Source organism: Acidovorax sp. 62 (assembly GCF_002754495.1).
Taxonomy (GTDB): domain Bacteria; phylum Pseudomonadota; class Gammaproteobacteria; order Burkholderiales; family Burkholderiaceae_C; genus Acidovorax.
Genome location: NZ_PEFJ01000001.1, coordinates 2,102,767 through 2,126,414 on the forward strand (window position 1 = coordinate 2,102,767; position 23,648 = coordinate 2,126,414).

Here is a 23,648-nt window from a genome sequence, read left to right on the forward strand (position 1 = left end):
CCGAGATTCGCCACAATGATGCAAATCGCTCAGGCATAAAAAAAGCCCCTGACGGGGCTTTTTTTAGAGTAATCGAAGATTACTTGGTAGCACGGGTGCCAACCACTTCGATTTCCACGCGGCGGTTCTTTGCGCGGCCTTCGGCAGTCTTGTTGTCGGCCACAGGTTGCTTTTCGCCCTTGCCTTCAGTGTAGACGCGGTTCTTTTCGATGCCCTTGGACACCAAGTAAGCCTTCACGGCTTCGGAACGACGCACAGACAGCTTTTGGTTGTAAGCATCGGAGCCCACGGAGTCAGTGTGACCCACGGCGATGATGACTTCCAGGTTGATGTCCTTGACCTTGGAGACCAGGTCGTCGAGCTTTGCCTTGCCTTCAGCCTTCAGAACCGACTTGTCGAAGTCGAAGAAAGCGTCAGCAGCGTAGGTCACCTTTTGGGCGGCCACGACTGGAGCTGCAGCAGCTGGAGCGGCGGCAGCTGGAGCAGCTGGAGCGGCAGAAGCTGGGGCAGCAGCAGCTGGAGCAGCTGCGGCGATAGCGCCGTCGCAACCGGCGGCTGCAGTAGCAGGCGTCCAGTTGGCATCGCGCCAGCAGTATTCATTGGTGCCGTTCTTCCAGACCAGGTCGCCGGAACCGTTCTTCCAGTTGTCCACGGATTGTGCGCCAGCGGCGGTTGCGAGCGCTGCAGAGGCAAACAACATCGCCACTTTGTTCAGTTTCTTCATGGTTCTCCTCTTGGGGAAAAAGCCGCAGCCTCGCTGCGAATCAGGACGTTTAGGGTGACCACCACCAAAAACGTTAAAACGATTGTGCCATACGTAACAGGCTAAAAGCGGCTCTAGCGCATAAGGCACCGTAGGACAAAACCGCAATAGCCCGCATATGTTGCATAGGCGCTACAAGCATCTCAGCCTAAAATGGCTCTCCTTTGCTGCCACCGCCGTCCAAATGACCCAGTTTGCCAAAGAAACCCTGCCGATCAGTCTTGAAGAAGAAATGCGGCGCAGTTACCTAGATTACGCAATGAGCGTGATCGTGGGCCGGGCCTTGCCTGACGCTCGTGACGGCCTCAAGCCGGTCCATCGCCGCGTGCTGTTTGCCATGCACGAACTCAACAACGACTGGAATCGACCCTACAAAAAGTCGGCCCGTATTGTGGGCGATGTGATCGGTAAGTACCACCCCCACGGCGACTCGGCGGTGTATGACACGATCGTTCGCATGGCGCAGGATTTTTCGCTGCGCCACATGCTGGTGGACGGACAAGGTAACTTCGGATCGGTAGACGGCGACAACGCTGCGGCGATGCGTTACACCGAAATCCGTTTGGCAAAAATCGCCCACGAAATGTTGGGCGATATCGACAAAGAAACTGTCGATTTCGGCCCCAACTATGACGGCAGTGAAAAAGAGCCGCTGGTCCTGCCCAGCAAGCTCCCCAACCTGCTGGTCAACGGCTCGGCAGGTATTGCGGTGGGTATGGCAACCAACATCCCGCCGCACAACCTCAATGAGGTGGTGGATGCGTGCTTGCACATGCTGCGCAACCCCGAGACCACCATCGATGAACTGATGGAGATCATTCCGGCCCCTGACTTCCCAACGGCCGGGATCATCTACGGCATCAATGGCGTCAAAGACGGCTACCGCACGGGCCGTGGCAAGGTCGTCATGCGCGCCCGCTGCCACTTCGAGGACATCGACCGAGGTCAGCGCCAGGCCATCATCGTGGACGAGCTGCCCTACCAGGTCAACAAGAAGACGCTGCAGGAGCGCATGGCCGAACTGGTGCATGAGAAGAAGATCGAAGGCATCAGCCACATCCAGGACGAGTCGGACAAGTCCGGCATGCGCCTGGTGATCGAGCTCAAGCGTGGCGAAGTGCCCGAAGTGGTGCTGAACAACCTGTACAAGCAAACGCAGTTGCAAGACACGTTTGGCATGAACATGGTGGCGCTGATCGATGGTCAGCCGCGCCTGTGCAATCTCAAGGACCTGATCAGCGTCTTCCTGCAACACCGCCGCGAAGTGGTGACACGCCGCACGGTGTTCGAGCTGCGCAAAGCCCGCGATCGCGGGCACGTGCTCGAAGGCTTGGCCGTTGCACTGGCCAACATCGATGATTTCATCGCCATCATCCGCAACGCCCCCACCCCACCGGTGGCCAAAGCCGAGCTGATGACCCGCTCATGGGACAGCAAGCTCGTGCGCGAAATGCTGACGCGCACCCGCGCCGATGGCGGCGTGATCAATGCCGACGACTACCGCCCCGAAGGCCTGGAAAAGGAATTCGGCATGGGCCAGGATGGCCTTTACCGTTTGTCTGAAACCCAGGCCCAGGAAATCCTGCAGATGCGCCTGCAGCGCCTGACAGGCCTGGAGCAAGACAAGATCGTGGCCGAGTACAAGGAAGTCATGGCGGTCATTGAAGACCTGCTGGACATCCTGGCCAAGCCAGAGCGGGTATCCACCATCATTGGCGACGAACTCACATCCATCAAGACAGAGTTTGGCCAGCACAAGCTGGGCGCACGCCGCTCGGTGGTCGAATACAGCGCCCAAGACCTCTCGACCGAAGACCTGATCACCCCAACCGACATGGTGGTGACGCTCAGCCACACCGGCTACATCAAGAGCCAGCCACTATCCGAATACCGCGCCCAAAAGCGCGGCGGGCGTGGAAAGCAGGCCACGGCGACCAAGGAAGACGACTGGATCGACCAGCTCTTCATTGCCAACACGCACGACTACATCCTGTGCTTCTCCAACCGTGGCCGCCTGTACTGGCTCAAGGTGTGGGAGGTGCCTGCAGGTTCGCGCGGTTCACGTGGCCGCCCCATCGTCAACATGTTCCCGCTGCAGGAAGGCGAGAAGATCAACGTGGTGCTAGCCCTCACCGGCGACATGCGCACCTTCCCGGCCGATCGTTATGTGTTCATGGCTACCAGCATGGGCACCGTCAAGAAGACCGCGCTGGACGAGTTCAGCAATCCCCGCAAGGGCGGCATCATCGCCGTCAACCTGGACGATGGCGACTACCTGATCGGCGCGGCACTGACTGATGGAAAGCACGACGTGATGCTGTTCAGCGATGGCGGCAAGGCGGTGCGCTTTGATGAAAACGATGTGCGCCCACTGGGCCGTGCAGCGCGCGGCGTGCGCGGCATGATGCTGGAGGAAAGCCAGAGCGTGATCGCCATGCTGGTGGCCGAAGACGAGACCCAAAGCGTACTCACCGCCACCGAAAACGGCTACGGCAAGCGCACCAGCATCGTCGAGTACACACGCCACGGCCGAGGCACTAAGGGGATGATCGCCATCCAGCAAAGCGAGCGCAACGGCAAGGTGGTTGCCGCCACGCTGGTGCACGCTGACGACGAGATCATGCTGATCACCGACAAGGGCGTTCTGGTGCGCACCCGGGTCTCCGAGATTCGCGAACTGGGCCGTGCCACGCAGGGCGTGACGCTGATTGCCCTGGACGAAGGCTCCAAGCTCAGCGGGCTGCAACGCATTGTGGAAAACGACGCCAATGTGGCGGACCCTGCGGCCGAAGGTGGCGATAACGCCGAAGGCAACTCCACCCCCGAGGGCGGTGAAGCACCAGAGGCTTAAACACCACAAGGCCGCAGCCACGCCACAAGGCCCAAGCTGCAATTGCTATCAAAATCAGAGCTTCTACCGCTTACTCAGCAAGCGCTGGAAGCTCTTTTTATCACTATCAGATGAACCGCCCATACAACTTCTCCGCCGGCCCGGCCGCGATTCCCGCCGAAGTCCTTGAACAAGCCGCCAGCGAAATGCTCGACTGGCACGGTAGTGGCATGGGCGTGATGGAGATGAGCCACCGGGGCAAAGAATTCATCTCGATTTACGAGCAAGCCGAAGCAGACCTGCGCGAGCTGCTGGCAGTGCCCGCCCAATTCAAGATCCTGTTCATGCAAGGCGGCGGCTTGGCAGAGAACGCCATCGTTCCCATGAACCTGTCGCGCGCTGGCACGGTGGACTTTGTGGTGACTGGCAGCTGGAGCCAAAAGTCGCAAAAAGAGGCGCTCAAATACGCCGCCGAATCGCGTGTGGTGGCATCAGGGCAAGAGTCCAACTTCACCACCCTGCCCGCCCCAGCCACATGGCAGCTCAGCAAGGGCGCCAGCTACGTGCACTTGTGCAGCAACGAAACCATCCATGGCGTCGAATTTCAAGAGCTGCCCGATTTGCAAGCCCTGGGCAGCGATGCACCTTTGGTGATTGATTTCTCCTCCCATGTCGCTTCGCGCAGCGTGGACTGGTCACGCGTGGGCGTGGCCTTTGGCGGCGCGCAAAAGAACCTGGGGCCTGCAGGCCTGACGCTGGTGGTGGTGCGCGAAGACCTGCTGGGCCACGCACTGCCCATTTGCCCTAGCGCATTCGACTACAAAGTGGTGGCCGAAAACCAGTCGATGTACAACACCCCGCCAACCTGGGGCATCTACATGGCTGGCCTGACCTTCCAATGGCTCAAGCGCCAGACAGAAGGTGGACTGAGCGGCATTGCTGCCATGGAGCAACGCAACACCGCCAAAGCCGAGTTGTTGTACAGCGCCATCGACAACTCCCAGTTCTACGTGAACAAGGTGGCAGCCAACTGCCGCTCGCGCATGAACATCCCCTTCTTCCTTCGTGACGAAAGCCGCAACGAGGCCTTCCTGACCGGCGCCCGTGAGCGCGGTCTGCTGCAACTCAAGGGCCACAAGTCCGTGGGCGGCATGCGTGCCAGCATCTACAACGCCATGCCCATCGAGGGCGTACAGGCGCTGGTGACCTACCTGCGAGAATTTGAACAAAAGCACGCCTGAGTGCACGCCACCGACGCCCACCCATGAATACTCCGCAAGCATCCCCCGATCTCGCCAGTCTGCGCGTTCAGATCGACAACATCGACCAGCAACTGCTCACGCTGCTGAACCAGCGTGCGCTGGTGGCCGAGCGGGTGGGCGAAGTCAAAAAGCGCGAAGGCACGCCCTTTTTCCGGCCAGACCGCGTAGCGCAGGTCATTGACAAGATCCAGACCGCCAACCCCGGCCCCCTCAAAGGCGCGCATGTGGCCGCCATCTGGCGCGAAATCATGTCGGCCTGCCTGGCGCTCGAATCGCCCCAGCGGGTGGCCGTGCTCGGCCCTGAAGGCACGTTCTGCGAGCAAGCGGCCATCGAGTTTTTCGGCGGTGCCGCCGACTTGATGTACTGCGCCAACTTCGACGAAGTCTTCCACGCCACGGCCGCTGGCAGCGCGCAATATGGCGTGGTGGGGGTAGAAAATTCCACCGAAGGCGTGGTCACCCGTTCGCTCGACCTGTTCCTGCACACCCCCACGCATGTGGTGGGCGAAGTGAGCCTGCTGGTGCGGCACAACCTGCTGCGCACCAGCAATTCGCTGGACGACATTGAAGTGGTGCTGGCCCACCCCCAGGCGCTGGCGCAATGCCAGTCGTGGCTGACCAAGCACCTGCCGCACGCCGAGCGCCGCCCGGTGTCCAGCAACGCCGAAGGCGCGCGCCTGGCGACGACCAACCCCGCATGGGCAGCCCTGTCAAGCGAGCGGGCGGCCACACAGTTTGGCCTGCACATCGTGGCCCACGCCATCCAGGACGATGCGTACAACCGCACGCGTTTCGCCATCATCTGCCTGCCCCACACCCTGCAGACGCCACCGCCCTCGAGCAAGGACTGCACCAGCCTGATCGTCTCGGTGCCCAACCAGCCCGGTGCAGTGCATGACCTGTTGGTGCCGCTCAAAAAGCACGGCGTGTCCATGACCCGCTTCGAGTCCCGCCCCGCACGCACAGGCCAGTGGGAATACTATTTCTACATTGACCTGGACGGCCACCCAGCCCAGCCCCATGTGGCACGGGCGCTGGAAGAGCTGCGAGGCCTCTGCGCGTTCTACAAAGTGCTGGGGACCTACCCCGTGGCCTCGTGAAGGGCGCTCGCGATGTTTGAACAACTTGGACTGATTGGCTGTGGCCTCATGGGCGGGTCCTTTGCGCTGGCGCTGAAAAAGGCGGGTCTGGTCAAAAGGGTCGTGGGCTACAGCAAGTCCCCCTCCACCACCGATCGCGCACGCCAGATGGGCGTTATCGATGTCGAAGCGCCCTCGGCCTTGCTGGCAGTGGCCGGGGCAGACATTGTTTTGGTGGCGGTTCCCGTGTCTGCCACCGAAGCCACCCTCAAGGCCATCAAGCACTTGGTCACCCCCCAAATGCTGGTGATGGATGTGGGCTCCACCAAGGCCGATGTGGTGCAGGCCGCGCGCCGTGCGCTGCGTGACCAGGTGGGCTCTTTCGTGCCCGCGCACCCCATCACCGGGCGCGAAGTGGCCGGCGTAGAGCATGCAGATGCAGAGCTGTACTACGGCCGCCAGGTCATTTTGACCCCCACGGAGCGCACCCTCACAGCGCAACTGCTGCAAGCGCAAGAGGTATGGCAAGCCATTGGCTGCCGCGTGAGCAGCATGTCGCCCGAATCGCATGACACCGCCTTCGCCGCCGTCAGCCATCTGCCCCATCTACTGGCGTTTGCCATGATGAACAGCCTGACCGGGCAGCCCGAAGGCGACGAGTTTTTGTCACTGGCAGGCCCTGGGTTCCGCGACTTCACCCGCATCGCCGCTGGCGAGCCCAAGATGTGGCGCGACATCATGCTGGCCAATCGTGAAGAGTTGCTGGCGCAATCCAAGGTCTTTCAACAAGCCCTGGCGCAGCTTGAGCAAGCCATTGCCAACGGCAACTCGCAGGCCCTGGAAGACATGCTGACCCTTGCCAGCGAAACCCGCGCCCACTGGCGCATGGGCGCCCAACGCACCTCCAAACCACGCTAAATGTTCACTACCGCCTTCCTGGACCTCCCCGCTCTCGACGCTGCTGGGGGTGAAGTTCTCTTGCCGGGCTCCAAAAGCATCTCCAACCGGGTGCTGCTGCTGGCGGCCTTGAGCCTGGGCACCACCACCGTGCATGACCTGCTGGCGTCAGACGACACACGCGTGATGCTCGACGGCCTGCGCAAGATTGGCTGCGAGGTGGTGGAAGCAGGAAGCACCGTGCACATCACGGGCTTGGGCGGCCGCAAGCCAGTTTCGCCCACAGCCCTGTTCATGGGCAATGCAGGCACGGCCATGCGCCCGCTCACCGCAGCCTTGGCCCTGCTGGGCGGCGAGTTTGAACTCTCGGGCGTGCCCCGCATGCACGAGCGCCCCATTGGCGACCTGGTGGACGCCTTGCGCCAGCTCGGCTGCCAGATCGATTACCTCGGCAACCCGGGCTACCCTCCGCTGCGCATCGCCCACGCCCAAGGGGTGCCAGCCCTGGCGCTGCACCACCCCATCCAGGTGCGCGGCGATGTCTCCAGCCAGTTCCTCACGGCGCTGCTCATGGCACTGCCCCTGGTGGCCACCACCCAGGCGGTGCACATCGAGGTTGTGGGGGAGCTGATCTCCAAGCCCTACATCGCCATCACCCTGCAGTTGCTGGCGCAGTTTGGCATCCACGTCAGCCACGACAACTGGCAGCGTTTCACCATTCCAGCGGGTAGCCAATACCAATCGCCCGGCAGCATCCACGTCGAGGCGGACGCATCTTCCGCTAGCTATTTCATAGCACTTGGCGCTATTGCATCCAGCGCTGAAGCCGGAAACAGCATCAAGATCATGGGCGTGGGCCTGCACTCCATCCAGGGCGACATCCGCTTTGTGGAAGCGGCCCAGGCCATGGGTGCACAGGTCACCGGCGGCCCCAACTGGCTGCAAGTGCAGCGCGGCACCTGGCCCCTCAAAGCCATTGACCTGGACTGCAACCACATCCCCGACGCGGCCATGACACTGGCCGTGATGGCCCTCTATGCCGAAGGCACCACCACCCTGCGCAACATTGCCAGCTGGCGCGTGAAGGAAACCGACCGCATCGCCGCCATGGCCAAAGAGCTGCGCAAGCTCGGCGCCACGGTAGAGGAAGGGGCGGACTACATTCAGGTCACCCCGCCCGCCCGCGTGCAAGACTGGAAGGCCGCCAACATCCACACCTACGACGACCACCGCGTAGCCATGTGCTTCTCGCTGGCCGCCTTCAATCCAGCCAAGTTGCCAGTGCGCATTGAAGACCCCAAGTGCGTGGCCAAGACCTTCCCGGAGTATTTCGAGGCCTTCCTGGGCACCACCGCGCTGCCCACGGCGCGCATCCCGGTCATTTGCATCGACGGCCCCACGGCCTCTGGCAAAGGCACCGTGGCCGCCGAACTGGCCCGCCGCCTGGGCTACGGCTTCCTCGACTCCGGCGCCATGTACCGCATCACGGCCTATGCCGCGTTGAAAGCGGGCCTGCACATTGATGCTGTGCATGAAGCGCAGATTGCCCAACTGGCCCAAACCCTGCCAGTGCGCTTTGACAACGGCCATGTGCTGCTGGGCACCGAAGATGTCACCGAAGCCATTCGCACCGAAGAAGCGGGCATGAACGCATCCCGCGTGTCCGCCTTGCCTGCGGTGCGCGCAGCCTTGGTTGACCTGCAGCACAGTTTTCAGCGCCTGCCCGGCCTGGTGGCCGATGGGCGCGACATGGGCACCGTGATCTTCCCAGGCGCCCCTTTGAAGGTGTTTTTGACGGCCAGCGCGGCCTGCCGCGCAGAGCGCCGCCATAAACAGTTGATTTCAAAGGGTTTTCAGGCTAATATCGACGACCTCCGTGCAGATTTGGAAGCGCGCGACGCCCGGGACAGCTCCCGCAGCGTGGCGCCTCTCAAGCCCGCACAGGATGCTCTGGTGCTGGACAACTCCTCTTTGACGATTGAACAAGCCGTCGAACAGGTACTTGCCTGGTGGCTAGAGCGTCAACCTTTTGCAGCCTCTGCACAGGGTTGATTCGGCAAAGCCGCAAGGCGTTGCCACAGGCCCATGCCGCCCCTCTCGCGCGCCAGCGCACCGGTGGCCTGGATCTTTAACCTAACCGCGGTCACACCGCAAAAAACCACCGCAAGCAGCTATAAAAACAGTAGCAATGGTGCTACTGGAATCCTGTTTGTGGCAAGGAAACACATGTCCGAATCTTTTGCCGCCCTTTTTGAAGAATCCTTGCAGCGTACGGAAATGCGCCCAGGCGAAGTCATCACCGCTGAAGTCGTGCGCGTTGAGCACAACTTTGTGGTCGTGAACGCTGGCCTCAAGTCCGAAGCCTACGTGCCGCTGGAAGAGTTCAAGAACGACAAGGGCGAAGTTGAAGTCCAAGTCGGTGACTTCGTTTCGGTGGCCATCGGCTCCATCGAAAACGGTTACGGCGACACCATCCTGTCGCGTGACACCGCCAAGCGTCTGGCTTCCTGGATGAGCCTGGAAAAGGCCCTGGAATCCGGCGAATTCGTCACTGGCACGACCAGCGGCAAGGTCAAGGGCGGCCTGACTGTCCTGGTCAACGGCATCCGCGCATTCCTGCCCGGTTCGCTGATCGATACACGTCCGATCAAGGATCTGACGCCGTACGAAAACAAGACCATGGAATTCAAGGTCATCAAGCTGGACCGCAAGCGCAACAACGTGGTGCTGAGCCGCCGCGCTGTGGTGGAAGCCTCCATGGGCGAAGAGCGCGCCAAGCTGATGGAAACCCTGAAGGAAGGCTCCATCGTTCAAGGCGTGGTCAAGAACATCACCGAATACGGTGCGTTCGTGGACCTGGGCGGTATCGACGGCCTGCTGCACATCACCGACATGGCATGGCGCCGTGTGCGTCACCCATCCGAAGTGGTGACCGCTGGCCAAGAAATCACCGCCAAGATCCTGAAGTTCGACACCGAAAAGAACCGTGTCTCGCTGGGTCTGAAGCAAATGGGCGACGACCCATGGATGGGCGTGAACCGCCGCTACCCACAATCGACCCGCCTGTTCGGCAAGATCACGAACATTGCCGACTACGGCGCGTTCGTCGAACTCGAACCCGGCATCGAAGGCCTGGTGCACGTGTCTGAAATGGACTGGACCAACAAGAACATCGCTCCCGCCAAGCTGGTTTCGCTGGGCGACGAAGTCGAAGTCATGGTTCTGGAAATCGACGAAGACAAGCGCCGTATCAGCCTGGGCATGAAGCAATGCAAGGCCAACCCATGGCAAGAATTCGCCCAGGACACCAAGCGCGGCGACCGCGTCAAGGGTCCTATCAAGTCGATCACCGACTTCGGCGTGTTCGTGGGCCTGGCTGCCGGCATCGACGGCCTGGTGCACCTGTCCGACCTGTCGTGGAACGAAACCGGCGAAGCCGCTGTTCGCAACTACAAGAAGGGCCAAGAAGTCGAAGCCATCGTGTTGGCTGTGGACGTGGACCGCGAACGCATCTCCCTGGGCATCAAGCAGCTCGACGGCGACCCATTCACGACCTTCGTGACCGTGAACGACAAGGGCCAGACCGTGACCGGCAAGGTCAAGACCGTGGACGCCCGTGGCGCTGAAATCGACCTCGGCGAAGACATCGTGGGCTACCTGCGCGCTTCGGAAATCTCCCGCGACCGCGTGGAAGATGCCCGCAACGTGCTCAAGGAAGGCGACGAAGTCACCGCTGTGGTGGTCAATGTGGATCGCAAGACCCGCAACATCCAGCTGTCGATCAAGCAAAAGGACATGGTTGACCAACAAGAAGCCATGCAAAGCCTGTCGCAGCAATCGGCCCGCGAAAGCGCCGGCACGACCAGCCTGGGCGCCCTGCTGCGCGCCAAGCTGGACAACTCGGAAAAGTAAAACTGCGCTGACCGGGTAACCGGTCGGATGGCACCGGGCGCATGAGCGCCCGTTGCACAGGAGATTGTTGAATGTCTCTGTGCAGCGGGTCACTTATGCGCCCGTTCTTATTCCACCAGCACTTGTTTCACACGCACTTGCACTACGCACATGCCACAAGACTCCATGACCCGATCTGACCTTGTTGAAGAACTGGCCGCCCGCTTTGGCCAGCTCACCCACAAGGACGCCGAATACGCCGTCAAAACCATTCTGGACGCGGTGGGCGATGCCTTGGTCAAAGGACACCGCATTGAGATTCGGGGTTTTGGCAGTTTCTCGGTCAACCACCGCCCCCCGCGCATGGGCCGCAACCCGCGCAGCGGCGAAGCCGTTCACATTCCTGAAAAGCGCGTGCCCCATTTCAAGCCGGGCAAGGCACTGAGAGAAGCGGTAGACCAACGCACAGAGGCCGCAGAAGCATTGCCCGAAGCACCTGTACGCCGAGTCGGCTAAGCCCGAACGGCACACCGTGCCCACACCCGGCACAGGCTACAGCGCCTCAGGTACATCAAAATTAATAGCTGCTTGCGCTTATATATCAAGCGCTAGAGCCTATTTTTTCTGAATATTCAGCGCCCAACGTGCCCGACTGCGCACCGTTGCCCAAACAGACACACCACAGAGCACCCGGCGAAAACCCCTCGGGCAAGCTCTTAGAATCGCCCCACCACCGGGGACACCATGAAATACCTCCTGTGGCTGCTCAAGGCAGCCATTTTCTTTACCCTGTTTGCGTTTGCGCTGAACAACCAGCAAGACGCCACGGTCCATTTCTTTTTTGGCACGCAGTGGCGTGCCCCACTGGTGCTGGTGGTGCTCACGGCCTTTGCCGCAGGCTTGGCGACCGGCGTGCTGGGCATGGTGCCGCGCTGGTGGCGGCACCGCAACATCGCCTTGAAGGCCCAGGCCCAGCAGGCAGCGGCAACCCCGTCACCCACACAAGCCACGGCCCCTGCGGCCACTGCACCCGCCTCCACCCCTAACGACTACCCGCCTGTCCATGGAATTTGATGTCACCTGGATGCTGCTGGGCCTGCCAGTGGCCTTTGTCTTGGGCTGGCTGGCATCGCGCTTTGACTTGCGCCAGCTGCGCGCCGAAAACCGCCGCGCCCCCAAGGCTTACTTCAAGGGACTGAACTTTCTGCTCAACGAGCAGCAAGACCAGGCCATCGACGCCTTCATCGAGGCCGTGCAGAACGACCCCGACACCTCGGAGCTGCACTTTGCCCTGGGCAACCTGTTTCGCCGCCGGGGCGAGTACGACCGCGCCGTGCGCGTGCACGAGCACCTGCTCTCGCGCGGCGACTTGATTGCCGCCGACCGTGAACGGGCCCAACACGCCCTGGCGCTCGACTTTTTGAAAGCCGGGCTACTGGACCGCGCCGAAGACGCACTGAACCGGCTGGAAGGCACACCGTTTGAAGCCCAGGCCCGTCTGGCGCTGCTGGCCATTTACGAGCGCTCACGCGACTGGCCACATGCCGCCAGCATTGCCCGCAAGATGCACGAAGCCGACCAGGGCGACTTCAGCACGCGCCAAGCCCACTACCTGTGCGAACAGGCCTTGGCCCTGAGTGCCCAAGGTGACCGCCCCGGCGCCCAGGCGCTGCTGGAGCAAGCCATTGCCGCTGCCCCCGATGCCGCCCGCCCCCGCGTGGAAATGGCCCGCCTGTTGCAGCTCATGGGCCAGCCCCATGCCGTGCTCGACACCTTGCAAACGCTGGGCGAGCGCACACCGGCCGCCCTGCCCCTGGCCGCCCCGCTGATGGTGGAAGCAGGCAACGCCACCGAACGCCAGGCCGAGGTGCACCAGCGCCTGCTGGCGCACTACGCGCAAGCCCCCAGCCTGGACGTGCTCGAAAGCATCGTGGCCATGGAAACGGCCGACGAGGCCACCCAAAGCACGGCACGCCAACGCTACGTGCAGCACCTGGACAAAGAGCGATCGCTGGTGGCTGCCGCCAAGTGGCTGGCCGGTGAAAAGCTGGAGCATGACGAGTTCCACCCCCAGATCCAGCGTGCGCTGGACCACGCAGTGAAGCCCCTCACGCGCTACCGCTGCGCGGCCTGTGGCTTTGAAGCGCGCCAGCATTTTTGGCAATGCCCCGGCTGCCAGACCTGGGACAGTTACCCAGCGCGGCGCGTGGAAGAACTCTGAACGCCCAGCAACCTGCCCTCAAGCTGAGCCAAGCCATCCAGGAGCCACCATGCTGAAGAAATTGCTGATCTCCATCGCCCTGCTTTTTGCATCGGCAGCGTTTGCGGCGGTCGATGTGAACCAGGCCTCCGAGGCCGAGCTCAACGGCATCCACGGCATTGGCCCCGGGTTGTCAGAGCGCATCCTGGCAGAGCGCGACAAGGGCGAGTTCAAAGACTGGGCCGATCTGATTGAGCGTGTGAAAGGCATTGGAGAGAAAACCGCCACCAAGTTCTCTTCGGGCGGCATGACGGTGCAGGGCAAGCGATTCAATGCCGCAGCGTGGGCCAGAGCACAGGCCAAGGCAAAAGCCAAAGCAGACGGCAGCAGCCATGGTGCCGCCCGTTCCAAACAGGCAGAAGGCACCCCTCCCAGCCAGCCACCAAGCCCCAGCGTGCCGCCCAAGCCTTGACCCAGGCGGCGGCCCGCACGCCGAGAAGGCAGAGTGGGGCTCGCCCCATATTCGCCCATGGATGGGCGCTGGCAGGTGTGCCAGGCGCTGTTCCGCCTCCCCAAAAAGCCCAAGCCCACACCGCCCTTTTGCGCAGGTGCGCCCATGCACCTCCTAGAATGGGCCGGGCATGCCCCTGATCACACTCTTACTCCTTCCCTTTCTGGGTAGCCTGCTGGCGGCAGTGCTGCCCACCAACGCACGCAACACCGAATCCACCCTGGCAGGCCTGATCGCCGTGTTTTGCACCGTGCAGGCCGCACTGTATTTCCCGGACATCGCCCATGGCGGCGTGCTGCACCAAAGCATCGAATGGATACCGCAGCTGGGGCTGAACCTGGTGCTGCGCATGGACGGCTTTGCGTGGATGTTCTGCATGCTGGTGCTGGGCGTGGGCAGCCTGGTGGTGCTGTATGCGCGCTACTACATGTCAGCGGCCGACCCGGTACCACGCTTCTTCTCGTTCTTTCTCGCCTTCATGGGGGCCATGGTGGGCGTGGTGCTGTCGGGCAACCTCGTCCAGATCGCCCTGTTCTGGGAGCTGACCAGCCTGTTCTCGTTTTTGCTGATTGGCTACTGGCACCACCGCAAAGATGCGCGGCGCGGAGCGCGCATGGCGCTCACGGTGACGGGCACCGGCGGGCTGTGCATGCTGGCAGGCATGCTGGTGCTGGGGCACATCGTGGGCAGCTACGAGCTGGACCAGGTGCTGGCCTCGGCCGCTCAAGTCCAGGCGCACCCGCTGTACCTCACGGCGCTGGTGCTGATTCTCTTGGGCGCCCTCACCAAGAGTGCGCAGTTCCCCTTTCACTTCTGGCTGCCGCACGCCATGGCGGCCCCCACGCCGGTGTCGGCCTACCTGCACTCGGCCACCATGGTGAAGGCCGGGGTGTTCCTGCTGGCCCGGCTGTGGCCCGTGCTCAGCGGCACCGAGCCCTGGTTCTGGCTGGTGGGCGGGGCCGGGCTGTGCACGCTGCTGGTGGGGGGCTATGCCGCCATGTTCCAGCACGATCTCAAGGGGCTGCTGGCTTACTCGACCATCTCGCACCTGGGCCTCATCACGCTGTTGCTGGGCCTCAACAGCCCGCTGGCCGCCGTGGCCGCCGTGTTCCACATCATGAACCACGCCACCTTCAAGGCATCGCTCTTCATGGCGGCCGGCATTGTGGACCATGAAAGCGGCACGCGCGACATCCGCCGCCTGTCGGGCCTGCGGCGCATGATGCCCATCACCGCCACGCTGGCCATGGTGGCCAGTGCGGCCATGGCCGGTGTGCCGCTGCTCAATGGTTTCCTGTCCAAGGAAATGTTCTTTGCCGAAGCCGTGCTGGTCGACGCCACCCCCTGGCTGCAGTGGCTGCTGCCCATCGCTGCCACCGTGGCGGGCATGTTCAGCGTGGCGTACTCCCTGCGCTTCACGGTGGATGTGTTCTGGGGTCCTCGCGCCACCGACCTGCCCCTGGCCCCGCACGAGCCTCCGCACTGGATGCGCGTGCCGGTGGAGCTGCTGGTGCTGGCCTGCGTGTTGGTGGGCACCCTCCCCGCCTGGTCGGTGGGCGCCTATCTGGCGGCTGCAGCCCGGCCCGTGGTGGGCGGTGAGCTGCCCGAGTACAGCCTGGCCATCTGGCACGGGATCAACATGCCGCTCATCATGAGCCTGGTGGCCCTGGGCGGGGGCATCGCGCTGTACCTGCTGCTGCGCCAGCAGCGCACGCGCGGCACCATCGACGCGCCACCGCTGATGCACCGACTGAACGGCCAACGCCTGTTTGAAGCCGCCCTGGCCCGCGCCAGCATGGCGGGCCGCGCAGGCAAGCGCCTGCTGGGCACGCGCAGGCTGCAATGGCAAATGCTGTGGCTGGTGTTGGCCGCCCTGGTGGCCAGCACCTGGCCCCTGTGGCTGCGCGGCTTGCACATTGGCGAACGTGCGGGCCTGCCCCTGTCGCCCATTTTTGCCCTGCTGTGGGCCATCGGCGGAGTGTGCGCCCTGGCGGCCGCCTGGCAGGCCAAATACCACCGCCTGGCCGCACTCACGCTGCTGGGCGCTGCAGGGCTGTGCGTGTGCATCACCTTCCTGTGGTTCTCTGCGCCCGACCTCGCCCTCACCCAGATCGTGGTGGAGGTGGTGACCACCATCCTCATCCTGCTGGGCCTGCGCTGGCTGCCCAAGCGGGACGAGAGCCTGCGCGTGCCCACCCTGGCGCAAGAGCGCCGCACCCAGCTGCGCCGCTGGCGCGACCTGAGCGTGGCACTGATCGCCGGGGGCGGCATGGCCGTGCTGTCTCTGGCCATGATGAGCCGCCCCTTCCCCGAAAGTACCTCGACCTTCTTCCTGGAACGCGCACTGACCGAAGGCGGCGGCACCAACGTGGTCAACGTGATGCTGGTGGACTTCCGAGGCTTTGACACCTTTGGCGAAATTGTGGTGCTGGGCATCGTGGCCCTCACGGTGTATGCGCTGCTGCGGCGCTTTCGCCCTGCGCGCGAGGTGATGGACCTGCCCCCGCAGCAACGCGCGCTGCCCCCCGACGTGGCCACCGACCTGGCCAACCCACGCCAGACGGTGGACACCGCCATCGGCTACCTCACCGTGCCCGCCGTGCTGGTGCGGCTGCTGCTGCCATTTGCCACCATGGTGGCCGTGTACCTCTTCATGCGTGGGCACAACGAGCCCGGCGGCGGCTTTGTGGCGGGGCTGGTGTTCTCGGTGGCACTGCTGCTGCAGTACATCGTCTCGGGCACCACCTGGGTCGAGGCGCACTTGCCCCTGTACCCGCGCCGCTGGATCGGCCTGGGCATGCTGGCCGCGCTGGCCACCGGCCTGGGTTCGCTGTGGCTTGGCTACCCCTTCCTCACCAGCCACACAGCGCATTTGCACCTGCCGGTGGTGGGTGAGCTGCACATCGCCAGCGCCCTGTTTTTCGACATCGGCGTATTCACCCTGGTCGTCGGCTCCACCTTGCTGATCCTCACGGCCATTGCCCACCAGTCGGTGCGCAGCCACCGCTTTCATGCCCGCGCAGCCGACGACGATGCTGCGCAGCCCCCCACCCCATCCCCCACAACCCACCAAGGAGACCGCTGATGGAAATGGTTCTGGCCTTGGCCATCGGCGTGCTCACCGGCTCAGGCGTGTGGCTGCTGCTGCGCCCGCGCACCTTCCAGGTCATCATGGGCCTGTCGCTGCTGTCGTACGCCGTCAATCTGTTCATCTTCAGCATGGGCCGCCTGGGCCTGTCGATCGACAAGGAACCCGTGCTGCAACCCGGCCTGCCACAAGACCTGGCCCACTATGCCGACCCCATGCCCCAGGCGCTCACCCTCACGGCGATTGTCATCGGCTTTGCCATGACGGCGCTGTTCCTGGTGGTGCTACTGGCATCGCGCGGCATGGCGGGCACCGACCATGTGGACGGCGCCCACGCCAAGGACGCGCCTGACTGGCAAGACTCGCACCAGGAGCTGCCATGAACGCCATCACCACCTGGGTGGCGGCGCAGTGGATGCCGCACCTCATCCTCGCCCCCATCGTGCTGCCCCTGCTCACCGCCGGGCTCATGCTGCTGCTGCGCGAAGAGCAGCAGCGCACCAAGATTCTGCTGAACGTGGGCTCCACCCTGCTGGGCCTGGTCATTGCCATCTTGCTGCTGTCACAAGCCAAGCAGCCCGGCATGCCAGGCACCCTGGGCATCTACCTGCCCGGCAACTGGCCCGCGCCCTTTGGCATCGTGCTGGCGCTCGACAGGCTCTCGGCCATGATGCTGGTGCTGTGCAGCACCGTGGGCCTGGCTGCGGCGCTGTACGCCAGTGCCCGCTGGCACCGGGCCGGGGTGCACTTTCACCCGCTGTTTCAGTTCCAGCTCATGGGGCTGGCCGGGGCCTTCCTCACGGCCGATCTGTTCAACCTGTTTGTGTTCTTCGAGATCATGCTGGCCGCCTCCTACGGGCTGCTGCTGCACGGCTCGGGGCGCCCGCGCGTGGCCTCCGGTCTGCACTACATCGCCATCAACCTGGCCGCGTCGTCGCTGTTCCTGATTGGCGTGTCCATGCTCTACGGCATCACCGGCACGCTCAACATGGCCGACCTGGCGCGCAGCATGGCCGGTGTGGCCGACAGCGACCGCGGTCTGCTGCACGCGGCCTGCGCTATCCTGGGCGTGGCCTTCCTTATCAAGGCCGCCGTGTGGCCGCTCAATTTCTGGCTGGTGCCCGCCTACAGTGCCGCCACGGCCCCGGTGGGCGCTCTGTTTGCGCTCATGACCAAAGTGGGGGTGTACGTGATCTTGCGGCTGTGGACCCTGCTGTTCAGCCCGGACGCAGGGGCCTCGGCCCAGTTTGGCAGCGCCTGGCTGGTGGGCGGCGGCATGGTCACGCTGGTGTTTGGCGCCATCGGCATGCTGGGCTCACAGCGCCTTGGGCACCTGGCGGGCTTCAGCGCCATCGTGTCATCGGGCACGCTGCTGGCGGCGGTGGGCCTGGGCCAAAGCCCCCTCACCGGCGGCTTGCTGTATTACCTGCTCAGCTCCACCCTGGCCGTGAGTGCCCTGTTCTTGCTGACCGACCTGATCGACCGCTGGCGCAACGACGGCTACAGCCTCGCCCCCTACGAGCGCACGGACGATGCCCCCTTCCTCTCGGCCGACCTTGTGCCCAGTGAGGGGCTGAACCTGGACGACAAGGAGGAAGCCCTGATCGGCGAGGTGATTCCCGCAGCGGCCGCGTTCTTGGGGCTGGCGTTCATCGCCTGCACCCTGGTCATTGCGGGCCTGCCCCCCCTGCCCGGGTTTGTGGGCAAATTCGCCATGATCCATGCGCTGCTGAACCCCCTGGGGCTGGGGGCAGGCTTACCCACATCGGCGGGGGCGCTCACCTGGGTCATCGTGGCGTTGATGGTGGGCTCGGGCCTGCTGGCGCTGGTGGCGCTGACGCGGGTCGGCATCTTGCATTTCTGGGCCGCCCATGACCGCGCCGCCCCCAAGCTGCTGGTGCTAGAGGGCCTGCCCGTGGCCGCGCTGCTGGTGGTGTGCGGTGCACTGGCCTGGCAGGCGGGTGCCGTGCTGCGCTACACCCAGGCCACGGCCGACGCCCTGCACACCCCTGCGGGCTACATCCAGGCTGTCATGTCGGCCCAACCCAAGCCCAACCCGGCCCCTGCCCAAAAAGCCGCACCGGCCAGCGCTGGGCGCCAAGGTTCAGTGCCAGGGGGCCAGCCATGAAGCACTGGCTCCACAAACTGCTCCCCGCCCCGCTGCTGTCCCTGGCGCTGCTGGGCATGTGGTTGCTGCTCAACCGCTCGCTCAGCGCCGGGCACGTGTTGCTGGGCGGCCTGCTGGCGCTGGCCATCCCGGTGCTCACCGCAGGCCTGCGGCCCACCCCCGTGCGCATTCGCCGCCCTGGGGCCGTGCTGCGGCTCATGCTCACGGTGATGGCCGACACCGTGCAATCCAACCTGGCCGTCGCCCGGCTGCTGCTGGCGCCCGGGCGGCGTCGCCACCCGGCCGGGTTTGTGCGCATTCCACTGGAGCTGCACGACCCCAACGCCCTGGCCGCCCTGGCCATGATCGTGTGCATCACCCCTGGCACTGCCTGGGCCGAGCTGGCGCTGGACCGCAGCGCCCTGCTGCTGCATGTGCTGGAGCTGGACGACGCCGCTGCCATCACCGCCCACATCCAACAGCGCTACGAACGCCCCCTGATGGAGATTTTTGAATGAACCCCGTGCTGCAATGGGCCCTGCCAGTGGCCCTCATCATGCTGGTGCTGGCCATGGGCTGCGCACTGGCCCGCGTGCTCAAAGGCCCCTCGGCGCAGGACCGGGTGCTGGCGCTCGATTGCATGGCGCTGAACGGCATGCTGCTGATGCTGGTGCTGGGCCTGCACTACAGCAGCAAAAACTACTTTGAAGCCGCCCTGCTGCTGGCGGTGTTGAGCTTTGTGGGCGCCATGGCCATGGCCAAGTTTCTGCTGCGCGGCGAGGTGATCGAATGAACGCCCACGCCCTGCCACTGTGGCTGGAGGTGCTGGTGGCCGCGCTGGTGCTGCTGGGCGCGGGGCTGGCCTTGCTGGGCTCGCTGGGGCTGCTGCGGCTGCCCACGTTTTTTGAGCGCGTGCACACGCCCTCCATCATTGCCACCATGGGCTGCTGGTGCATCGTGCACGGCACGGTGCTGTACTTCTCGGTGGACGATGGCGAGCTGGCCCTGCACGCCATCCTGATCGCCGTGTTTGTGGCCATCACCGTGCCGGTGACCACCATCTTCCTGATGCGCGCGGCCCTGTTCAGGGCGCGCCAGGCTGGCAAGAACGTGCCCCCCAGCCTGAGCGCCCCGCCTGGCAGCCCCAAGAAAAGCGCTTGAGGCCGAGGCCCTCTGGCAATTGCTATCAATTCAATAGCTGCTAGCGCTTTATTGGCAAGCGCTAGCAGCCATTTTCATCAAGAGCGGCTAACACAACTCAGCGAAGCGGCCCTGGCTAGGCGTTCCGTCGCAGGCAGTACAAGGGTACGACCAGACGGGACAACGACGCCAGGGGCGTTGTGTGAGCCGCTCCAAAATCACCGAGGCGTGCCAAAGCCGCCGCCACCCGGCGTGTGGACTTCAAACACATCGCCCGGCTGCATCTGCACCTGGCCAATGTGGTCGAGCAGCTCCACCCGGCCATCGCTGCGCACCACCTTGTTGATGCCCACCGCCCCCGGCTGGCCGCCCGCCATCCCAAACGCGCCATGGTGGCGGCCGTTGGACAGAATGCTGGCTGTCATCGGTTCCAGAAAGCGCACGCGGCGGATGCCGCCATCGCCGCCCTTGTACTGCCCGGCGCCGCCCGATCCCTTGCGGATTTCGTAGCCTTCCAGCCGCACGGGGAAGCGGAACTCCAGCACCTCGGGGTCCGTCAGGCGCGAGTTGGTCATGTGGCATTGCACGACGCTGGTGCCTGCAAAGCCACCGGTGAGCTGCCCGTTGGTATCCCACACGCCGCCCGCGCCGCTGCCCCCCGAGATGGTTTCGTAGTACTGGTAGCGCGTGCTGCCAAACGTGAAGTTGTTCATCGTGCACTGCCCCGCCGCCATCAGGCCCAAAGCGCCATACAGCGCATTGGTGATGCAGGTGGACGTTTCCACATTGCCCGCCACCACCGAGGCCGGCGGGTTGGGGTTGAGCATGCTGCCAGACGGGATGATCACGTTGAGCGGCTTGAGGCACCCGGCGTTGAGCGGAATGTCATCATCCACCAGCGTGCGGAACACATACAGCACCGCCGCCATGCACACCGCCGTGGGCGCGTTGAAGTTGTTCGTCTGCTGCGCGCTGGTGCCGGTGAAATCGATGGTGGCGCTGCGGCTCTTGGCATCCACCTTCACCGCCACGCTGATCTGCGCGCCGTTGTCCAGCGGCAGCGTGAACGCGCCATCCTTCAGGCGCGTGATAACACGGCGCACGGACTCTTCGGCGTTGTCCTGCACATGGCGCATGTAGGCCTGCACGACATCGAGGCCAAACTCGGCCACCATGCGGCGCAGCTCCTGCTGGCCTTTTTCGTTGGCGGCGATCTGCGCCCGCAGGTCGGCCATGTTCTGCTGGGGGTTGCGGCTCGGGTACTCGCCGCTTTGCAGCAGCGCAATCATCTCCGTCTCGCGCAGCACGCCGCGCTCGACCAGCTTCACGTTGTTGATCTGCACGCCCTCTTCCTCGATGCGCGTGGAGAACGGAGGCATGGATCCCGGCGTAACTCCCCCCACATCCGCATGGTGCCCTCGGCTGCCCACATAGAACGTGGGCGCGGCCTCGTCGGCAAGGTAGACCGGCGTGATCACCGTGATGTCTGGCAGGTGCGTGCCACCGTGGTACGGATCGTTGAGCACGTACACATCACCCGGCTGCATCTTGCCGGTGTTCTCGCGGATCACGGTCTTGATGCTCTCGCCCATGCTGCCCAGGTGCACGGGCATGTGGGGCGCGTTGGCGATCAGGTTGCCCGCGGTGTCAAACAGCGCGCAGCTGAAGTCCAGCCGCTCCTTGATGTTCACCGAGTACGCCGTGTTCTGCAGCTGCAGCCCCATCTGCTCGGCAATGTTCATGAACAGGTTGTTGAACACCTCCAGCAGCACCGGGTCCACCGTGGTGCCCACGGCATGCTGCACAGCGCGCGCCACACGGCGGTTGAGCAGCAGGTGGTCCAGGTCTGTCAACGCGGCCTCCCAGCCAGGCTCGACGATGGTGGTGGCGTTCTTCTCGGCAATGATGGCCGGGCCGGGGATCACATCGCCGGGGCGCAAATCCTCGCGCACCACCAGGGCGGCGTCGTGCCACGCGGGCACGCCGTCCACACCGCCGGTGTACATGCGCACGGTGCTGCGGCGCGGTACGTCGCGTGCAGGCTGCAGCGCGTGGCGCGGCTCCACGGGCGCATCGCCGGGCACTACGGCCTCGACCGATACGGCCTCCACCACCAGACCCTTGCCCTGCATGAGGAACGCAAAACGCTGGCGGTAGGCGTTCTCGAACCCTGCGGTGATCTCGGCCAGCGAGCCAAACGGCACGATGAGCGCCGAGTCGCTGCCCTCGTAGCGCACATGCACGCGGCGGTGCACCACGGCTGTGCCCGCACCCACCTGCTGGCGCTCCAGCTCGGTGCGTGCGGTGGTGGCCAGTTGGTCCAGCGTGGCTTCGATGCCGGCGAGCGCGTTTGGCACGAGCCTGGTTTCCACCGCCTGTTCGCGGATCACATTCTGGTCGGCCAGGCCCATGCCGTAAGCACTGAGCACGCCCGCCAGCGGATGCACGAACACGCGCGTCATGCCCAGTGCATCGGCCACCAGGCACGCATGCTGGCCGCCCGCGCCGCCAAAGCACTGCAGCGTGTAGCGCGTCACGTCATAGCCGCGCGCCACGCTGATCTTCTTGATCGCATTGGCCATCTGCTGCACGGCGATCTGGATAAAGCCGTGGGCCACGTCCTCGGCGCTGCGCCCGGTTTGGGTAGCGAGATCGCCAAACTTCTGCGCCACCGCGTCACCGTCCAACGCCTCGTTGGCGGCGTGGCCAAACCCCTTGGGGAAGTGCGCGGGCTGGATCTTGCCCACCATCACGTTCGCATCCGTCACAGCCAGCGGGCCGCCGCGGCGGTAGCTGGCGGGGCCGGGGTTGGCGCCCGCGCTTTCGGGGCCGACGCGGAAGCGTGCGCCGTCAAAACCCAAGATAGAGCCGCCACCAGCCGCGACGGTGTGGATGCTCATCATCGGCGCACGCATGCGCACGCCCGCCACCTGGGTCTCGAACTCGCGCTCAAACTCGCCCGCGTAGTGGCTCACATCAGTGCTGGTGCCGCCCATGTCAAAGCCGATGACCTTGTCGTGGCCCGCAAGGCCCGCAGTGCGCGCCATACCGACGATGCCGCCTGCGGGGCCGCTCAAGATCGCGTCCTTGCCCTGGAATACCTGGGCGTCCGTGAGGCCGCCCGAAGACTGCATGAAGAACAGCTTCACACCCGGCATTTCGCTCGCCACCTGATCCACATAGCGGCGCAGGATGGGCGACAGGTACGCATCCACCACCGTGGTGTCGCCCCGGCTCACCAGCTTCATCATGGGGCTGGTGGCGTGCGATGCGCTCACCTGCGTGAAGCCCGCTGCGCGCGCAAGGCGGGCCGCAGCCTCTTCGTGTGCGGTGTAGCGATAACCGTGCATGAACACGATGGCCGCACTGCGCAGGCCCGCGTCGTAGGCGGCCCACAGGCGTTCCTTGAGGTGGTCTTCATCCAGCGGCTCGATCACCTCGCCCTGCGCGCCCACACGCTCCTGCGCCTCGATCACGCGCTCGTACAACAGCTCGGGCAGCACGATGCGCCGGTCAAACAAACGCGGGCGGTTCTGGTAGGCAATGCGCAGCGCATCCTTGAATCCCTTGGTGGTGATGAGCAGCGTGGGCTCGCCCTTGCGCTCCAGCAGCGCGTTGGTGGCCACCGTGGTGCCCATCTTCACGCACTCCACCAGCTCGGGGGTTACCGCCTCGCCGGGCTTCAAACCCAGCAGGTGGCGAATGCCCGCCACAGCGGCGTCCCTGTACTGCTCAGGGTTCTCGGACAGCAGCTTGTGCGTGACCAGCGTGAACGATCCATCCGGGTTGGGGCGTCGGCCCACCACGTCGGTGAAGGTGCCGCCACGGTCGATCCAGAACTGCCAGCGCAAAGGCATCAAGGGTGCAGAAGACGACATGC

General features: G+C 64.1%; 18 protein-coding genes. 16 read left to right on the forward strand and 2 right to left on the reverse strand.

The features are described 5' to 3' along the window. Positions 1-79: 79 nt before the first annotated feature. A complete protein-coding gene (gene ompA / locus CLU86_RS09400; protein WP_099655817.1) occupies positions 80-724 on the reverse strand; it encodes an outer membrane protein OmpA in 645 nt (214 codons plus the stop codon). 223 nt (positions 725-947) lie between these two features. Between ompA and gyrA the strand changes: the two genes are divergently transcribed. From gyrA to mnhG, 16 genes are all read left to right on the forward strand, one after another. Continuing rightward, entirely contained in the window at positions 948-3,614 is a 2,667-nt protein-coding gene (gene gyrA / locus CLU86_RS09405) for a DNA gyrase subunit A (protein ID WP_099741436.1), read from the forward strand. 110 nt (positions 3,615-3,724) lie between these two features. Next, positions 3,725-4,834, forward strand: coding sequence for a 3-phosphoserine/phosphohydroxythreonine transaminase (serC, locus tag CLU86_RS09410; protein WP_099741437.1), 1,110 nt, complete (start codon positions 3,725-3,727; stop codon positions 4,832-4,834). Positions 4,835-4,857: 23 nt separating this feature from the next. Then, positions 4,858-5,955, forward strand: coding sequence for a prephenate dehydratase (gene pheA / locus CLU86_RS09415; protein WP_099741438.1), 1,098 nt, complete (start codon positions 4,858-4,860; stop codon positions 5,953-5,955). 12 nt (positions 5,956-5,967) lie between these two features. Then, the gene (locus CLU86_RS09420) at positions 5,968-6,852 is read left to right on the forward strand and encodes a prephenate dehydrogenase/arogenate dehydrogenase family protein (RefSeq protein ID WP_099655821.1); all 885 of its coding nucleotides are present in this window, start codon (positions 5,968-5,970) and stop codon (positions 6,850-6,852) included. Continuing rightward, the gene (locus tag CLU86_RS09425) at positions 6,853-8,883 is read left to right on the forward strand and encodes a bifunctional 3-phosphoshikimate 1-carboxyvinyltransferase/cytidylate kinase (RefSeq protein WP_099741439.1); all 2,031 of its coding nucleotides are present in this window, start codon (positions 6,853-6,855) and stop codon (positions 8,881-8,883) included. A 33-nt stretch (positions 8,884-8,916) separates the two neighbouring features. Continuing rightward, positions 8,917-10,743: a 30S ribosomal protein S1 gene (gene rpsA, locus CLU86_RS09430; protein WP_255408839.1), complete on the forward strand. Its 1,827-nt coding sequence runs from the start codon at positions 8,917-8,919 to the stop codon at positions 10,741-10,743. A gap of 165 nt (positions 10,744-10,908) precedes the next feature. Then, positions 10,909-11,238 carry an integration host factor subunit beta gene (locus CLU86_RS09435; RefSeq protein WP_099658683.1) on the forward strand — a complete coding sequence of 110 codons (330 nt, stop codon included), beginning with the start codon at positions 10,909-10,911 and terminating at the stop codon, positions 11,236-11,238. 228 nt (positions 11,239-11,466) lie between these two features. Beyond that, entirely contained in the window at positions 11,467-11,796 is a 330-nt protein-coding gene (locus CLU86_RS09440) for a lipopolysaccharide assembly LapA domain-containing protein (protein WP_099741440.1), read from the forward strand. Beyond that, positions 11,786-12,943, forward strand: a complete 1,158-nt coding sequence (gene lapB, locus CLU86_RS09445) for a lipopolysaccharide assembly protein LapB (protein WP_099741441.1) — start codon at positions 11,786-11,788, stop codon at positions 12,941-12,943. The genes CLU86_RS09440 and lapB overlap by 11 nt, the downstream gene beginning before the upstream one ends. A gap of 49 nt (positions 12,944-12,992) precedes the next feature. Further along, positions 12,993-13,394, forward strand: a complete 402-nt coding sequence (locus CLU86_RS09450) for a helix-hairpin-helix domain-containing protein (protein ID WP_099741442.1) — start codon at positions 12,993-12,995, stop codon at positions 13,392-13,394. Between the two features lie 169 nt (positions 13,395-13,563). Continuing rightward, the gene (locus tag CLU86_RS09455; RefSeq protein WP_099741443.1) at positions 13,564-16,518 is read left to right on the forward strand and encodes a monovalent cation/H+ antiporter subunit A; all 2,955 of its coding nucleotides are present in this window, start codon (positions 13,564-13,566) and stop codon (positions 16,516-16,518) included. Beyond that, complete coding sequence (locus CLU86_RS09460) at positions 16,518-16,904, forward strand: Na+/H+ antiporter subunit C (RefSeq protein ID WP_099655828.1); 387 nt, start codon at positions 16,518-16,520, stop codon at positions 16,902-16,904. The genes CLU86_RS09455 and CLU86_RS09460 overlap by 1 nt, the downstream gene beginning before the upstream one ends. Beyond that, positions 16,901-18,649, forward strand: coding sequence for a monovalent cation/H+ antiporter subunit D (locus CLU86_RS09465; RefSeq protein ID WP_099741444.1), 1,749 nt, complete (start codon positions 16,901-16,903; stop codon positions 18,647-18,649). The genes CLU86_RS09460 and CLU86_RS09465 overlap by 4 nt, the downstream gene beginning before the upstream one ends. Continuing rightward, the gene (locus tag CLU86_RS09470; RefSeq protein WP_099741445.1) at positions 18,646-19,146 is read left to right on the forward strand and encodes a Na+/H+ antiporter subunit E; all 501 of its coding nucleotides are present in this window, start codon (positions 18,646-18,648) and stop codon (positions 19,144-19,146) included. The genes CLU86_RS09465 and CLU86_RS09470 overlap by 4 nt, the downstream gene beginning before the upstream one ends. Further along, positions 19,143-19,421: a K+/H+ antiporter subunit F gene (locus CLU86_RS09475; RefSeq protein WP_099655831.1), complete on the forward strand. Its 279-nt coding sequence runs from the start codon at positions 19,143-19,145 to the stop codon at positions 19,419-19,421. Before CLU86_RS09470 ends, CLU86_RS09475 begins: the two co-directional genes overlap by 4 nt. Further along, positions 19,418-19,789: a monovalent cation/H(+) antiporter subunit G gene (gene mnhG / locus CLU86_RS09480; RefSeq protein WP_099655832.1), complete on the forward strand. Its 372-nt coding sequence runs from the start codon at positions 19,418-19,420 to the stop codon at positions 19,787-19,789. Before CLU86_RS09475 ends, mnhG begins: the two co-directional genes overlap by 4 nt. Before the next feature lie 197 nt (positions 19,790-19,986). Here the strand turns inward: mnhG and CLU86_RS09485 are convergent, their stop codons facing one another. After that, positions 19,987-23,646 (reverse strand): hydantoinase B/oxoprolinase family protein, encoded by a 3,660-nt coding sequence (locus tag CLU86_RS09485; RefSeq protein WP_099741446.1) that lies wholly within the window; start codon positions 23,644-23,646, stop codon positions 19,987-19,989. Between the last annotated feature and the right edge of the window lie 2 nt (positions 23,647-23,648).

Bases quoted from the DNA above. Each gene is read 5' to 3' on its own strand.
- CLU86_RS09420 (WP_099655821.1), top strand. From the start codon at position 5,968: ATGTTTGAACAACTTGGACTGATTGGCTGTGGCCTCATGGGCGGGTCC.
- ompA (WP_099655817.1), bottom strand. From the start codon at position 724: ATGAAGAAACTGAACAAAGTGGCGATGTTGTTTGCCTCTGCAGCGCTC.
- CLU86_RS09460 (WP_099655828.1), top strand. From the start codon at position 16,518: ATGGAAATGGTTCTGGCCTTGGCCATCGGCGTGCTCACCGGCTCAGGC.
- gyrA (WP_099741436.1), top strand. From the start codon at position 948: ATGACCCAGTTTGCCAAAGAAACCCTGCCGATCAGTCTTGAAGAAGAA.
- lapB (WP_099741441.1), top strand. From the start codon at position 11,786: ATGGAATTTGATGTCACCTGGATGCTGCTGGGCCTGCCAGTGGCCTTT.
- CLU86_RS09475 (WP_099655831.1), top strand. From the start codon at position 19,143: ATGAACCCCGTGCTGCAATGGGCCCTGCCAGTGGCCCTCATCATGCTG.
- CLU86_RS09470 (WP_099741445.1), top strand. From the start codon at position 18,646: ATGAAGCACTGGCTCCACAAACTGCTCCCCGCCCCGCTGCTGTCCCTG.
- rpsA (WP_255408839.1), top strand. From the start codon at position 8,917: ATGCCGCCCCTCTCGCGCGCCAGCGCACCGGTGGCCTGGATCTTTAAC.
- CLU86_RS09455 (WP_099741443.1), top strand. From the start codon at position 13,564: ATGCCCCTGATCACACTCTTACTCCTTCCCTTTCTGGGTAGCCTGCTG.
- CLU86_RS09450 (WP_099741442.1), top strand. From the start codon at position 12,993: ATGCTGAAGAAATTGCTGATCTCCATCGCCCTGCTTTTTGCATCGGCA.
- CLU86_RS09465 (WP_099741444.1), top strand. From the start codon at position 16,901: ATGAACGCCATCACCACCTGGGTGGCGGCGCAGTGGATGCCGCACCTC.
- CLU86_RS09425 (WP_099741439.1), top strand. From the start codon at position 6,853: ATGTTCACTACCGCCTTCCTGGACCTCCCCGCTCTCGACGCTGCTGGG.
- CLU86_RS09435 (WP_099658683.1), top strand. From the start codon at position 10,909: ATGACCCGATCTGACCTTGTTGAAGAACTGGCCGCCCGCTTTGGCCAG.
- CLU86_RS09485 (WP_099741446.1), bottom strand. From the start codon at position 23,646: ATGTCGTCTTCTGCACCCTTGATGCCTTTGCGCTGGCAGTTCTGGATC.
- CLU86_RS09440 (WP_099741440.1), top strand. From the start codon at position 11,467: ATGAAATACCTCCTGTGGCTGCTCAAGGCAGCCATTTTCTTTACCCTG.
- pheA (WP_099741438.1), top strand. From the start codon at position 4,858: ATGAATACTCCGCAAGCATCCCCCGATCTCGCCAGTCTGCGCGTTCAG.
- mnhG (WP_099655832.1), top strand. From the start codon at position 19,418: ATGAACGCCCACGCCCTGCCACTGTGGCTGGAGGTGCTGGTGGCCGCG.
- serC (WP_099741437.1), top strand. From the start codon at position 3,725: ATGAACCGCCCATACAACTTCTCCGCCGGCCCGGCCGCGATTCCCGCC.